At 38.4% G+C, this 13,782-nt stretch carries 12 protein-coding genes; 8 read left to right on the forward strand and 4 right to left on the reverse strand.

The features are described 5' to 3' along the window. The first annotated feature begins 87 nt into the window (after nucleotides 1–87). The 7 genes from DCO56_RS22290 to DCO56_RS22320 all read left to right on the forward strand — a co-directional run bounded on the left by DCO56_RS22290 (nucleotide 88) and on the right by DCO56_RS22320 (nucleotide 9,380). Nucleotides 88–3,519, forward strand: coding sequence for a hybrid sensor histidine kinase/response regulator (locus tag DCO56_RS22290; protein WP_108635939.1), 3,432 nt, complete (start codon nucleotides 88–90; stop codon nucleotides 3,517–3,519). Beyond that, a complete protein-coding gene (locus DCO56_RS22295) occupies nucleotides 3,507–4,346 on the forward strand; it encodes a CheR family methyltransferase (RefSeq protein ID WP_241254921.1) in 840 nt (279 codons plus the stop codon). The genes DCO56_RS22290 and DCO56_RS22295 overlap by 13 nt, the downstream gene beginning before the upstream one ends. A 6-nt stretch (nucleotides 4,347–4,352) precedes the next feature. Continuing rightward, nucleotides 4,353–4,913, forward strand: coding sequence for a chemotaxis protein CheB (locus tag DCO56_RS22300; protein WP_108635940.1), 561 nt, complete (start codon nucleotides 4,353–4,355; stop codon nucleotides 4,911–4,913). A 23-nt stretch (nucleotides 4,914–4,936) separates the two neighbouring features. Continuing rightward, a complete protein-coding gene (locus tag DCO56_RS22305) occupies nucleotides 4,937–6,538 on the forward strand; it encodes a response regulator (RefSeq protein WP_108635941.1) in 1,602 nt (533 codons plus the stop codon). A gap of 55 nt (nucleotides 6,539–6,593) precedes the next feature. Further along, a complete protein-coding gene (locus DCO56_RS22310; RefSeq protein ID WP_104384943.1) occupies nucleotides 6,594–7,127 on the forward strand; it encodes a plastocyanin/azurin family copper-binding protein in 534 nt (177 codons plus the stop codon). A gap of 375 nt (nucleotides 7,128–7,502) precedes the next feature. Further along, nucleotides 7,503–8,909, forward strand: a complete 1,407-nt coding sequence (gene lpdA / locus DCO56_RS22315; RefSeq protein ID WP_108635942.1) for a dihydrolipoyl dehydrogenase — start codon at nucleotides 7,503–7,505, stop codon at nucleotides 8,907–8,909. A gap of 66 nt (nucleotides 8,910–8,975) precedes the next feature. Beyond that, entirely contained in the window at nucleotides 8,976–9,380 is a 405-nt protein-coding gene (locus DCO56_RS22320) for an acyl-CoA thioesterase (protein ID WP_108635943.1), read from the forward strand. Nucleotides 9,381–9,545: 165 nt separating this feature from the next. Here DCO56_RS22320 and DCO56_RS22325 read toward each other — a convergent pair whose 3' ends face one another. After that, a complete protein-coding gene (locus DCO56_RS22325) occupies nucleotides 9,546–9,845 on the reverse strand; it encodes a DUF3817 domain-containing protein (RefSeq protein ID WP_108635944.1) in 300 nt (99 codons plus the stop codon). Between the two features lie 244 nt (nucleotides 9,846–10,089). On the opposite strand from DCO56_RS22325, the gene lpdA (DCO56_RS22330) reads away from it, so the two are divergent. Further along, nucleotides 10,090–11,478, forward strand: a complete 1,389-nt coding sequence (gene lpdA / locus DCO56_RS22330) for a dihydrolipoyl dehydrogenase (protein ID WP_108635945.1) — start codon at nucleotides 10,090–10,092, stop codon at nucleotides 11,476–11,478. Nucleotides 11,479–11,553: 75 nt separating this feature from the next. Here the strand turns inward: lpdA (DCO56_RS22330) and DCO56_RS22335 are convergent, their stop codons facing one another. The 3 genes from DCO56_RS22335 to DCO56_RS22345 form a co-directional block, all read right to left on the reverse strand. Next, nucleotides 11,554–12,558, reverse strand: a complete 1,005-nt coding sequence (locus tag DCO56_RS22335; RefSeq protein ID WP_108636109.1) for a LacI family DNA-binding transcriptional regulator — start codon at nucleotides 12,556–12,558, stop codon at nucleotides 11,554–11,556. Nucleotides 12,559–12,689: 131 nt separating this feature from the next. Next, a complete protein-coding gene (locus tag DCO56_RS22340) occupies nucleotides 12,690–13,220 on the reverse strand; it encodes a hypothetical protein (RefSeq protein ID WP_108635946.1) in 531 nt (176 codons plus the stop codon). 74 nt (nucleotides 13,221–13,294) lie between these two features. Further along, nucleotides 13,295–13,774: a hypothetical protein gene (locus tag DCO56_RS22345; RefSeq protein ID WP_108635947.1), complete on the reverse strand. Its 480-nt coding sequence runs from the start codon at nucleotides 13,772–13,774 to the stop codon at nucleotides 13,295–13,297. Nucleotides 13,775–13,782 lie beyond the last annotated feature (8 nt).

Consider the following 13,782-nt stretch of genomic DNA (forward strand, 5'->3'; position numbering starts at 1 on the left):
CTTTTTTTCCCCAGGTAACATCAGGAAACTACCGACAGAAAAATGAACGATAGTTGGGCGATCAAAATTCATTAAACTCATTCTCGCATGGAGCAAAAAAACTATAGAAAGCAAATTACCATAGGAGTGATAATTTCTTTTTCGCTTATCTTTATTTCCGCCCTATACTTTTTTATTTCTCTGCATCATATCGTCGATAATGAGCGTAATATTGTCCGGATCGCTGAAAATAAATTTAATGTGATCAATGAAGTCCGATCAAACATTGATGAAGTGAACGATGTAAAACTTCATTACTTCATAAAGGAAGATCCGGACTTATTTATTCCTTATCGAAACGAACGAAAGCACATAGATGAATTATTGCGATCTATTGTTCGAGCAGATGAACTCTATCCGGTCTCCCCATTAGCCATTGAAACACTTCGTAAAGAAATTGCACTTTTCTATGATTTCGAAAAAGATATAACCTATGCCAAACTGAACAATGGTTCGCTGCCAGCCTATATCCATGAACAGAAAACAGCGATCTTAAATCAGATAGATATACTATCCGGAGATCTGCTTGATCAAAGGGCAAGTCGGCTGGAAAAATCTAGAAACAGTCTTCAATTGGCGCAGAACATTACCTATCTTTTCATTGCAATCGGCTTAAGCGGTTTTTTCTATATTCTAGCAAAATTTTCCGGTATTTCAAAAGTTTTGAGAGCCACTGTCAAAGGACAAAGAGAATCCAATAGTCGTCTTCAGCATTTACAGGATCAAACCAATAATGATAACTGGATCTTGAATGCTATCAACCATATAGATGAACAACTAAGGGGCGATTACAATGATAAAAAAATAGCCGAGATCAGCCTAAATGCGATTACCAGTACAACGAAAGCCCTGGGAGGGACAGTCTATATTTTTGATGATAATTACCGGGAATATCAATTATGTCATAAAATAGGAATCGCAACGAAACAGGAGATTAAAAAAAGTTTTAAAGAAGATGACGGTATTCTGGGGGAAGTAACAAACAAACATAACGTAGTTAAAATCAAGGATATCGACCATAATCATCTCGTTTTAGAAACTTCTTTATCCAATAGAATAGAAACAGAAATCTACATTATTCCATTCACCTATGAAAATCACTGTGTTGGTCTGATGGAAATCTGTTGCCCGATCGTATCAGAAAAAGAGGAACGGTTACGATTCAATTTCCTTGATAAAGTAAAAGGCAACATCGCGATTATCCTCAAAGTTGCGCAGACCCATGGCAAACTTGCCGATCTCTATGAAGAACTTCAACAGCAAACGGAAGAACTTGAAGCTCAACAGGAAGAATTGAGAACTACAAACGAGGAATTAGTCCATAAGACTCATTTACTGGAAGCTTCCGAAGAAGAGCTCCGTGTACAACAGGAGGAACTTATACAAACAAACAATGAGCTCGATGAGAAGGCGAAATTACTCTTCACCCAAAATGAAGATCTGGAAAAAGCAAGACAGGCCATTGCACAAAAAATTGAAGAAGTCGAATTATCAAGTAAGTACAAATCCGAATTCATGGCGAATATGAGTCATGAGCTACGGACTCCGCTGAATAGTATTCTTATACTTGCCAAATTGCTGCAGGACAACAAAAAGAAAAATCTGAATGACGATCAGATAAAATATGCTTCAGTGATCCACAGTGCAGGTACGGATTTACTCCACTTGATCAATGAGTTATTGGATTTGGCAAAAATAGAATCTGGAAAAGTGGAAGTCCAAAAGGAATGTATCAATACAAGCGATCTGGTCAATTACATAAAAGATTTCTTCCATGATACCGCAGAATCCAAGATGATCAAATTTAACGTTGAAATTGATAGCGATACACCACAAGAATTTATTGGTGATGAACATCGCATACAACAGGTGCTAAAAAATTTGTTGTCGAATGCGTTTAAATTTACGGGTGAAAATGGCACAGTATCACTCAAGATCAATATAGAAAATGAGAACATCTATTTTACGGTTAAGGATAATGGTATTGGTATCGCTCCGGAAAAGCAAGAGCTCATCTTTGATGCATTTAAACAGGAGGACGGATCCACAAGCCGCAAATATGGTGGCACAGGACTAGGCCTGTCCATATGTCGTGAGATTGCAAGCCTATTGAAGGGAAGAATTACCCTAAACAGCAAAATTGGTGATGGCAGTACCTTTATTTTCAGTGTACCACTGGAGAAAGAAGCTGCAATTGAAAACATTCCGGAAATACCGGTTATTGAACAAAATAGCGTACCATCCTATCCACAAGTAGAAAATATAACCCTCGAAAAAAATCGTCCTATTGAAAATAGTAACAGAAACAATAAATTACTGATCATCGAAGACGACTTTATTTTTGCAGATATACTAAAAGATTATGCGATCCAAAATGGTTATGACGCCTATATCAGCTATGACGGACAAGATGGCCTTCATAAAGCGCAGAACTTAATCCCTGCCGCCATCATACTGGATATCATGCTGCCAAAAATGGACGGTTGGGAAGTGCTACGTAATCTCAAAAAAACAGATTCAACGAAGAATATCCCTGTACACATGATGTCAGCGGGAACTTTCCTGCATGATGAACCGATATCTGCGGGCGCTATCGGATTTATGTCCAAACCAGTTTCTGAAAAATCACTAGCGGAGACTTTTCTAAAAATTAAAGCGTCAACAAGCCATCCTATTCAGAAAATTCTATTGGTGGAAGATCAGGAAATTCAAAGTGATTTTATCAAGCAATCTCTCGAAGAACAAAATATTCAGATATTTCAGGCCTTCAACGCGCAACAGGCGCTCGATCTGCTGGACCAGGAAAAAGTATTTGACTGCATCATTATGGATCTAAATTTACCGGATAAATCTGGTATTGAACTGCTCAATGAGATCAAATCAAACAGCCAGTTTAAAGATTTACCGATTATTATCAACACTGCTATGGAGCTAAGTCCTGAACAAACATCCGAGATCTTGCACCATAGTCAAGCCATGGTGTTAAAATCAGCCAAATCCAATAATAGATTGATCGATGAAGTCAATTTATTCTTAAATAAAATCCGGAGCAGCAAAACGGAATACCTCGCATTTAACAATAGTGCTTCGGTGCTCGTGGAAAATAATTTGGCTGCTAAGACCATCTTGCTGGCAGACGATGATATGCGCAATATTTTTGCACTAAGTACAGCTTTCGAAAGCTATGACATGAAAATCGAGATTGCAAATAATGGTCAGGAAGCACTGGATATTCTAGCACGCAACGAGCATATTGATCTTGTTTTAATGGACATTATGATGCCTGTCATGGACGGATATGAAGCGATCGAAAAAATAAGGTCAAACAAGAAGTTTTCAAATCTCCCTATTATCGCCGTGACAGCAAAGGCAATGAAAGGTGACCGAGAAAAGACAATTGCTGTAGGAGCAAACGATTATATTAGCAAACCCGTTGATGTGGATAAATTGATATCCTTAATGCGTGTATGGTTGAGTTAACTACTAAAGTAGCGGTAATGATCACTTTTGAAGAGTTGGAGGAAATTATTGATATTGTCAAAAATCTTCACGGTTATGATGTGTCCGGATATACGAGAGCATCCCTCAAGCGGCGTGTCACCAGAATTATGGAGCTAAACAAACTGGACCTGGTCGAATTAAAATCCAAACTAATTAACCAGCCAGGATTTAACACTCATTTTTTACAGGAAATTACAGTCAATGTGACTGAAATGTTCAGAGATCCGGAATTTTACAAAGCATTAAAAAACGATGTATTTCCTTATCTGGCCACTTACCCCCATATTAAGCTGTGGAGTGCCGGTTGTTCCACGGGTGAAGAAGTCTACTCTTTGGCCATTTTACTACAAGAAGCAGCGCTTTATCAACGTTCCTTTATCTACGGAACTGACATTAATAATAAAGTATTGGAGAAAGCCAAACGAGGCATTTATTCGTTGGCAAAAGTGAAGGAATATTCTGAAAACTTTATTAAAACGGATCCCAAAAGTTCTTTATCCGAATATTATACAGCTATGTACAATGCGGCCACGATAAATAATAGCCTAAAAAAAAATGTGCTTTTTTCGCAGCATAGCTTGGTGTCCGATCGGGAATTTAATGAATTTCAATTGATCACATGCCGTAATGTATTGATTTATTTTGATACAAACCTCCAGGAAATGGTATTGGATTTATTTTATAATTCACTTTGCCACCTTGGCTTTTTATGTCTAGGTTCAAAAGAATCATTAATTAACTATAAAAATGCAGCAAAATTCAAGGTTGTAAATAAAAAACACAACATTTATCAAAAAATCGGTTAGGTCAACATGGAGCGTAAAATTCTTTTATTAGCGGGTTCCGCTGGCGGGTTTAGTGTTATTTTAAACATCCTGAAGGCATTGGAACGTCCGGTTCAGATACCCATCATCGTCGTTGTTCACCGCAATCCCAAATACGCATCAAGTATAGAAGATACCCTTTCGAAAGCCCTATTACAAAAAATAAAAACGGCTGACGATAAAGAGAGTATCGCGGACGGAACAATCTATTTTGCTCCCGCAGGCTATCATTTACTTATTGAGCCAGATTATAGCTTTTCATTGGATATCTCAGAACCGGTTCAATATTCAAGACCATCTATAGATGTGACCTTTGAGTCGGCTGCCGAAATCTATAAACAAAATTGTACTGCAATTTTGTTTTCCGGGGCCAACCAAGATGGCGCACAAGGATTGTTAATGATAAAAAAGTACGGCGGAAAAACCTATGTTCAGAACCCGCTTGAGGCAGAAGTTCCGATAATGCCTCAGGCTGCAATAGACCTTAATGCGCAAGATAAGATCTTGAGTATAGCCGAAATAAAAGATTACATTATGCAATTAACCTAAAGTTATATTTTTGATTTGATATAATGAAGAAGATTAATATATTGATCGTCGATGATAAAATTGAGAATATTATCAGTCTCACAGCATTGCTGGAGGATATCGAATATGTAAATATAATTAGTAGTACAGATCCCAATGAAGCGTTAAAAATCTGTTGGAAAGAAGAAATTGATCTCGCTCTGGTTGATGTACAGATGCCCGAAATCAATGGATTCGAATTCGTCACCTTCCTGAAGAAAAACCCAAAGACGAATCACATCATCCCGATCATGGTAACTGCGATTTCCAAGGAGGACAAGTACCTCATTCAGGGACTTAACAGTGGCGCTGTAGACTATCTATATAAACCGCTCAATCCAGAAGCTACCATCGCAAAAGTCAAATCTTTTGTTCAGCAGCTGTTGATACAACAGGAAATTAAAGAAAAAAACATTGCATTGGAGGAGTCTAAACAAGCTATTCTTAAAGCAAAAGAAGAAGCTGAACTCGCCAGAAAGTCAAAAGAAACGTTCTTAGCCAATATGAGTCACGAGATTCGGACGCCTATCAACGGCATTATGGGAATCACCCAAATGCTAAAAAATTCACAGCTTACCGTTGAACAGGAAAACTGGATCTATAAACTCGATTCGGCCTCTCAAAACTTACTTACGATCATTAATGACATTTTAGACCTCTCCAAAGTCGATTCGGGCATGATGAAGCTGAATATGGAATCCACTTCGGTGCATGATATTACCGATGATTTGAACAATCTGTTTATCGATAAGGCGAACTATAAAGGTTTGAATTTTAATATCGAGGTGGACGAGCGGATAAACAGTTATTTTTTAACGGATCCGCTTCGCTTAAAACAGATTCTAACGAACTTCATCTCCAATAGTTTCAAATTTACCTCTGCAGGCTCGGTCATTTTAAAAATCCAGCTTCTAACGGAGAGTAATCAGCAAATTGGTTTACAGTTTCAGGTCATCGACACTGGTATTGGCATCGCAGAAGATGCATTGGAAAAAATATTCATCGCATTTGAGCAAGGAGAAGACAGCATTACAAAAAAATTTGGTGGAACGGGCTTGGGCTTAGCAATTGTAAAACGTATCGCTGCCCTTCTCAATGGAAAGGTTTTCGCATCAAGTGAATATGGCAAAGGAAGCACATTTTCTTTTGAATGCGATTTTGACAAAATAGAAGATAAACCTAAAGAAAAAGAAACACAAGTGCTTTATACCGAGTTACCAAAATTTAATTCACCGATGATCCTGATTGCCGAAGACAATGAATTAAATAGCTTTATGTTAGCAAATATCCTCAAGAGCTGGAATTGCGAGATCACCTTGGCGACAAATGGACAGCTTGCCCTCGAGGAAATAAACAGAAAAAGAATAGACCTGGTATTTATGGACGCACACATGCCACTCATGAGTGGTTTTGAAGCGATCAAAGAAATACGTCGCCATAAGAATCCAGCCATTGCGAATATGCCCATTATCTCGATTTCTGCTTCAGTTTTAAAAGCAGAACAGCAAGAAGCTTTGGATGCAGGAGCCAATGAAGTGGTTGGAAAACCATTTGATCCTATCAATTTATACAAAACAATTGAAGCTTTATTGTCAAAATTGAAATGATTGTTTCGATTTACCGATGAAATCATTAATTTTAAAGAATTAACAAAACATAATAATGAAAAAACTTTTTATGATACCAGCAGTTGCAGTTGCCTTGTCAATTGCATCTTGTGGCGGAAACAGTGAGAAGTCTGGCAAATCAGCTAGTACAGAATCGACAACTTCAACAGAAAACCAAGCAACAGAAACAGTACCTGGAATTGAAAACGTAGCTATTTCCAACAGCTTATCTTTAGAAGGTAATGATCAGATGAAATTTGACAAGGATTTATTCCGTGTGAAAGCTGGTGAACCTGTAGAATTATCTTTCAAAAATGCAGGTACCATGCCAAAAGAATCTATGGGACATAATGTTGTCATCCTTAAACCGGGTGTAGATCTTCCAACTTTCGGAGCTGAGGCGGCAGCAGCCGCAGCTGATGAGTATATTCCAAAATCAGCATTGTCTTCCATCGTTTCCCACACGAAATTATTAGGTCCGGGTGAAACAGATAAAATTACATTTACACTTGAAAAAGGAGTCTATCCTTTCATCTGTAGTTTCCCTGGTCACTACGGAGTAATGCAAGGAAAAATCGTTGCAGAATAATATAAAAACAAAAAAGGGTATCTAGATATAGGTATCCTTTTTTTGTTAAGGTATTATTTTTCGTTAACAATGATCACTTCGTTAACAATGATCACAAGTTACTGCCCCTTGATCCTTTTCGCTGATTCAGTTGAATCATCATCTACAACCTCGCACCACGCCGATGCCTGCTCCTATTTAATGAGCAGCTTGTTTACAAAATAACTTTTATCGCATACAGATTTAACGAAATAAGATTATTTTTTGGGTTGCACACGCCTATCCATTTATCAAAAAAATGTAAAGTAAGTCTATTCGCCTACAAATCGTAAGTTTTGATTTCCTATCCCATTAATAATCATTAAATTTGTACTACTAAAAATTAAAACGTAATCAATGCAATACGACGTAATTGTAATCGGAAGTGGTCCAGGCGGATATGTAGGAGCTATCCGTTGTGCCCAATTAGGATTAAAAACAGCTGTTATTGAAAAATATAGCACATTTGGTGGTACTTGTCTTAACGTTGGATGTATTCCTTCAAAAGCGCTTTTAGATTCATCGGAGCATTACCACAATGCTGCCCATAATTTTGACGCATTTGGCATCAGTTTAAAAGACCTAAAGGTGGATATGGCAAAGATGATTGCTCGTAAAGACGATGTCATTGCTCAAAATACTGCCGGTATCACTTTCTTATTCAAGAAAAATAAAATTGACAGTTTCCAGGGTGTGGGTTCATTTGTGGACAAAAACACCATTAAAATAACAAAAGCAGATGGTTCTACGGAACAAGTTACAGCAAAAAATGTAATTATTGCCACAGGTTCAAAACCGACTTCTCTACCGTTCTTGCCGGTTGACAAAAAAAGAATTATCACTTCCACGGAAGCGCTTAACCTAAAAGAGATCCCTAAACATCTTATTGTCATTGGTGGTGGTGTCATTGGTTTAGAATTAGGTTCGGTATATGCCCGTTTAGGTTCAAAAGTTTCTGTCGTTGAATTTGCGAAGTCCATCATTGGTACAATGGATGGTGGCTTAGGTAAAGAATTGCAACGTGTTTTGAAAAAATCATTAGGCATGGAATTCTACTTGGGTCACAAAGTCACAGGGGCAACAGCAAAAGGGAAAACCGTAAAAGTAACAGCTGAAGATCCAAAAGGACAAGAAATCACATTGGATGGCGATTATTGTATTGTTGCAGTTGGACGTACCGCTTATTCTGAAGGTCTAGGCTTAGAAAATATCGGCATTACATTGGAAGAAAGAGGCAAGAAAATCCCTGTGAACGATCACTTAGAGACTTCTGTACAAGGTGTATTTGCGATTGGCGATGTGATCACTGGCGCTATGTTGGCACACAAAGCCGAAGATGAGGGGGTATATGTCGCTGAATATATTGCGGGACAAAAACCACACATCGATTACAATTTAATTCCCGGTGTTGTGTACACCTGGCCTGAAGTGGCTTCAGTTGGAAAAACGGAAGAACAACTGAAAGAAGCCGGCGTGAAATATAAAGCTGGATCTTTCTCCTTCAAAGCTTCTGGCCGTGCAAAAGCCTCAGGTGATACAGATGGTTTTGTCAAAGTATTGGCTGATGCAACAACAGACGAAGTATTAGGCGTACATATGATCGGTCCACGTGCAGCAGACATGATCGGCGAAGCTACAGTAGCCATGGAATACCGTGCTTCTGCAGAAGATATCGCACGGATCTGTCATGCTCACCCAACCTACACCGAAGCTCTTAAAGAAGCTGCATTAGCAGCAACCGCAAATAGAGCAATACACGCTTAAGCGTTAATAGCATAAACCAAAGGGGAAAAGGAAACTTTTCCCCTTTGTCATAACTACCTATATAAAATGAATTTTTACACAAGAAAATGGGTCAAACCCGAAGATCTTAATCCGAACGGAACATTATTCGGCGGAACACTTTTGCGTTGGATAGATGAAGAAGCTGTCATTTATGCGATTGTACAATTGGGCAATCCAAAGGTCGTTACCAAATTTATATCTGAAATCAATTTTGTAAATTCTGCCAAACAGGGAGATATTTTAGAGTTAGGTATAGAGGCGACTAATTTTGGAAGAACATCATTGACAATGCGTTGTGAAGTCCGAAATAAAATCTCAAAGAAAACAATCCTATCCATCGACAAACTGGTATTTGTCAATTTAGATGAGGATGGAAACCCCGTCCCACATGGAAAAGATAGCATTACCTACGCTTACATGGGAATCGAGAAAACAGGAAGAGATGATTAACCATCTCGCCTGTTCCTATTGTATTGAAGCATATTTTTTGTAAACCGCTACCCGCAAATTTATGCGCACAAATTATCGGGCGCTATTGCTGTATGCTTAACTTAAACCTAGCCCTAAGCTTAACGGTTTTTAAGATCTCAATATTAATATCTCAAACCCAAATGATTAAGATTTCTGTCTTTTTCCTTCGATTTCCTTCTTTAAATCCAATTCTACCCAAAATCCAAGAATGGGAACCAAGGAGGCCAAAAAGTACTTAATCGCTTTCAGAATGGGCCATTTATATTCGATGGTAGACATGATGAGCATCACGACAAATATAATGACAAAAAAGCCATGAATGGATCCAGCAATCTTCACTGCCTCGGGTATTCCGGCAAAATATTTCAGGGGCATTGCAATAAAAAACAAGCAGATCGTGGAAACAGCCTCCCACAGCGCAATTTGTCTAAATATTCTTAACATAATGATAAACTGTGTATTGTGAACATCAAAAATAACACTCTAAACACGGTTACTCCATTATTTTTCGTCCTTTTACCGACACGTGACATTAGGCTGTACACAATGACATTGTTTTATCAAAAACCGCCAATTTTACAATAAATAGTTCATATTCATCAGAAAAAATATGTACTTTTGAATGAATATAAGGTTCAGTACCTTGGTATTTGAAGCTATAACACTCAACTACAGAATATTTATTTATATGAATTACGACATCATTGTAATCGGTAGTGGTCCAGGCGGGTATGTTGCTGCCATTAGAGCCGCTCAGTTAGGGTTCAAAACAGCGATTATTGAACGCGAATCATTAGGCGGAATTTGTCTAAACTGGGGCTGTATCCCTACAAAAGCATTATTGAAAAGTGCTCAAGTATTTGAATATTTAAACCATGCCGCAGATTACGGCATCAATGTTCAAGGTGGTGAGGCTGATTTCGAAGCTATCGTCAAAAGAAGCCGCGGAGTAGCTGAAGGAATGAGTAAAGGTATTCAGTTCTTGATGAAAAAGAATAAAATTGATGTCATCAACGGAACTGCAAAAATTAAAAAAGGCGGTAAGATCGATGTAAAAGGCGCAGACGGTTCGACAAAAGAATATGCAGCAAAACACACCATCCTGGCCACAGGAGCACGTTCACGTGAACTGCCTAACTTGCCACAAGATGGTAAAAAGATCGTTGGCTACCGCCAGGCAATGACATTACCTAAACAACCAAAATCTTTAGTGGTTGTTGGTTCTGGTGCTATCGGTGTTGAATTTGCTTATTTCTATAATGCAATTGGAACAAAAGTGACTATCGTTGAATTTATGGATAGAATCGTTCCAGTTGAAGATGAAGAAATCTCAAAACAATTAGAAAAAAGCTTAAAGAAACAAGGCATCAATATCCTTACTAAATCAGAGGTGCAATCCGTTGACACATCCGGCGAATTGAGCAAAGTTTCCATTAAAACGGAAAAAGGTATTGAAGTCATCGAAGCGGAAGTTGTACTATCGGCGGTAGGTATTGCTGCTAATATTGAAAACATCGGTTTAGAAGAGGTTGGTGTAAAAACTGATCGTGGCCGTGTTGTGGTAGACGATTTCTACAAAACAAATATTGAAGGTGTATACGCTATCGGTGATATCGTTAAAGGCCAGGCCTTAGCTCACGTTGCTTCAGCAGAGGGTATTACCTGTGTCGAAAAAATCAAAGGTCTTCATGTAGAACCTATTGATTATAACAATATCCCGGGATGTACTTATTGTTCACCAGAGATTGCTTCGGTTGGTTATACTGAAAAAGCCGCAAAAGAGGCTGGCTATGAAGTTAAAGTAGGTAAATTCCCATTCTCAGCTTCAGGAAAAGCTTCTGCAGCTGGCGCAAAAGACGGTTTCGTCAAAGTTATCTTTGATGCAAAATACGGTGAATTCCTAGGTGCACACCTGATCGGATCTAATGTTACTGAAATGATCGCAGAAGTTGTTGTTGCCCGTAAATTGGAAACAACAGGACATGAAATGATCAAAACAATCCATCCGCACCCAACAATGAGTGAAGCTATTATGGAAGCATGTGCCGATGCATACGGTGAAGTGATCCATCTATAGTCGCATATAATATAAAAAAGAGGGGAAAATCGAATGATTTTCCCCTCTTTTTTATATTGTTCATTTCAACAAAAACTACATCACCAATCTCGACTTAAAAACAATTTGCTGATCTGCCACATCTGAATTCTCAATTCGCTCAAATAGAATTTCCGCCGCCTTACGTGCCTGCATACCCGGAAACTGTTCAATACGTCCCATTGGTGGGTTTTCCATATACTGCCACAGTGGATAATTGGCATAACTAATGAAAAAGATATCTTGATTTAGGACCAATCCCTTATTGCGCGCTGCTTTCATCAGATCGAGTGTAACAAAGTCATTGAAAGAAATAATCGCCGAAGGCCGTTCGGGCATCGCAAATATGCAATCCATGGCTTTTTCATTCCCCTCTGTGCTCAGGTCTGTTTCGATAATATTCTTTTCCAGAATATCCATTCCATTTCGCTTCATTGCAGACAAATACGCTACTTTTCGGTCCTCACTGGCAGGTAATGTCTTCGGTCCATTAACTAAAGCAATTACTTTGTGCCCGCGTGCTACAAACGCATCTACAGCCTCATTCATGCCGGTCGACAGATCACTTTGAACTTTATTGATATTCGGCAAACTAGGAACACAATCAAAAAAGACAACCGGTATTCCAGATGATTCCAGTTTTTCGATAAATTCCAAATTTGTCGTCTTCTTCCCGATCGACATTAATATACCATCTACACGATGATTTTTAAATGTTTTTAAAATCTGTTCTTCCCGATCTGGATCATCCAATGATTGCCCCATCAGAACAGTATACCGTTGAGCCGAAGCAACATTTTCTATTTCGCTGATCGCGAAGGAAAAAAATGGTTCCGATAAACTAGGCAGGATAACAGCGATGGTAAATGTCTTGCGTTGTTTAAAGAAAATAGCTGTCTGGTTGGGTTCATAGTTCAATTCTTCGGCCATTTTTTTGACACGCATTGTCGTAACCAATCCAATACTTGGATGATCATTCAATGCTCTCGAAACCGTGGAAGGACTGATTTTCAGCTTCTTGGCAATTTCCTTAATCGTGGCAGGCTTGTTCACTTTATTCATAAATCCAAGGGCTTTATATAAAAATAGGGCTTTTATATCCCTAATCATAATTTTTTTTCAACAATGTTTTTCAATATTCTTCTATCTTCAAAACTTTGTTGGTAGATAATACAAAGATAATCACTACAAACTTAGTCCACAAATTGAATTGCGGAACTATCTACCGCAAATTCCTGGGCTAAGAATGACATCGGATCTATCTTCCGAAATACAAGCTCATCCTCAAAATAAATTTTTATCCGATCGCTGAACACTCCCCAATCCACAAATCTCACTTTGTTCAGTTGTTCCAGTGGATTTCCCTTCGTCAGAATACATATTATTTTACCAGCAGCACTCAATTGAGAAAATAATGTGGTGATATGATCAAAAAGATGCAGCTTTAATGGCAATACGGCATTTACATGCAATCGTTCAAAATTTTCCTTATACTTCATGTCGAATCCAAATGTTGCTTGCGCATGTTCAAATAAGGATTCTTCCCCTTGGTTTTCCAAATGGTTTTTCATGAAATTAACCAGATCGCCCTGGGACGGAAATGTCTCCGTGAATTCAATAAAATTAGCAAACAGATAGTAAACTTGGAGCAAGTAATCTTTTTTTGGAAAAATAACATCATCCAATTCAAAAACATAGACTTTCTTTTCTTCTGGAAACAGCATCACTAATAAACCTTTAAATTAAAAAACGTCGCACAAGTCAGGTTCAGCATGAGGCGAACAATAGTACAATTGCTTTATTTCGATACGCAGACTAGTGCAAAATCTTCCTCAGAATCCGATCTGACCAATAGTCCATCTAGGGTATTTTCAGCCACATCGTCTCCCAATAAATTATCGCCTTTGGAAAGCAAAACATAAGGAAGGTCAACAGGAGGATTTTCAATGATAGGAAAGGCATCAAGAATATCTTTATCCGGAACAAGCACAGCGATCTGATACTCGTCAAATAATACTTTGGCTTCGGCCAATGGTTCGAGCTCGAAACCACCTAAAGGCAGCACATAATCCACTTGCTGGTCTAGGCTCAATTTGAGCACCTCGTGTGCAAAGGTAGGTAGCAATCCTTTGGGAATTGACACATAATTCCCCGATTTTAGGAGTAATTCCGGAATCTCTTCCGAACTCGCGTACAAAACTTCAAATTTTCCTGCAAGCTTTTTGGCAATACGCATCGCCAGTGGTCTGGTTCCGAAAGTTATTAATATTTTCTTCATCAAAATAA

It is taken from the genome of Sphingobacterium athyrii (genome assembly GCF_003071065.1).
In the GTDB taxonomy this organism is placed as follows: domain Bacteria; phylum Bacteroidota; class Bacteroidia; order Sphingobacteriales; family Sphingobacteriaceae; genus Sphingobacterium; species Sphingobacterium athyrii.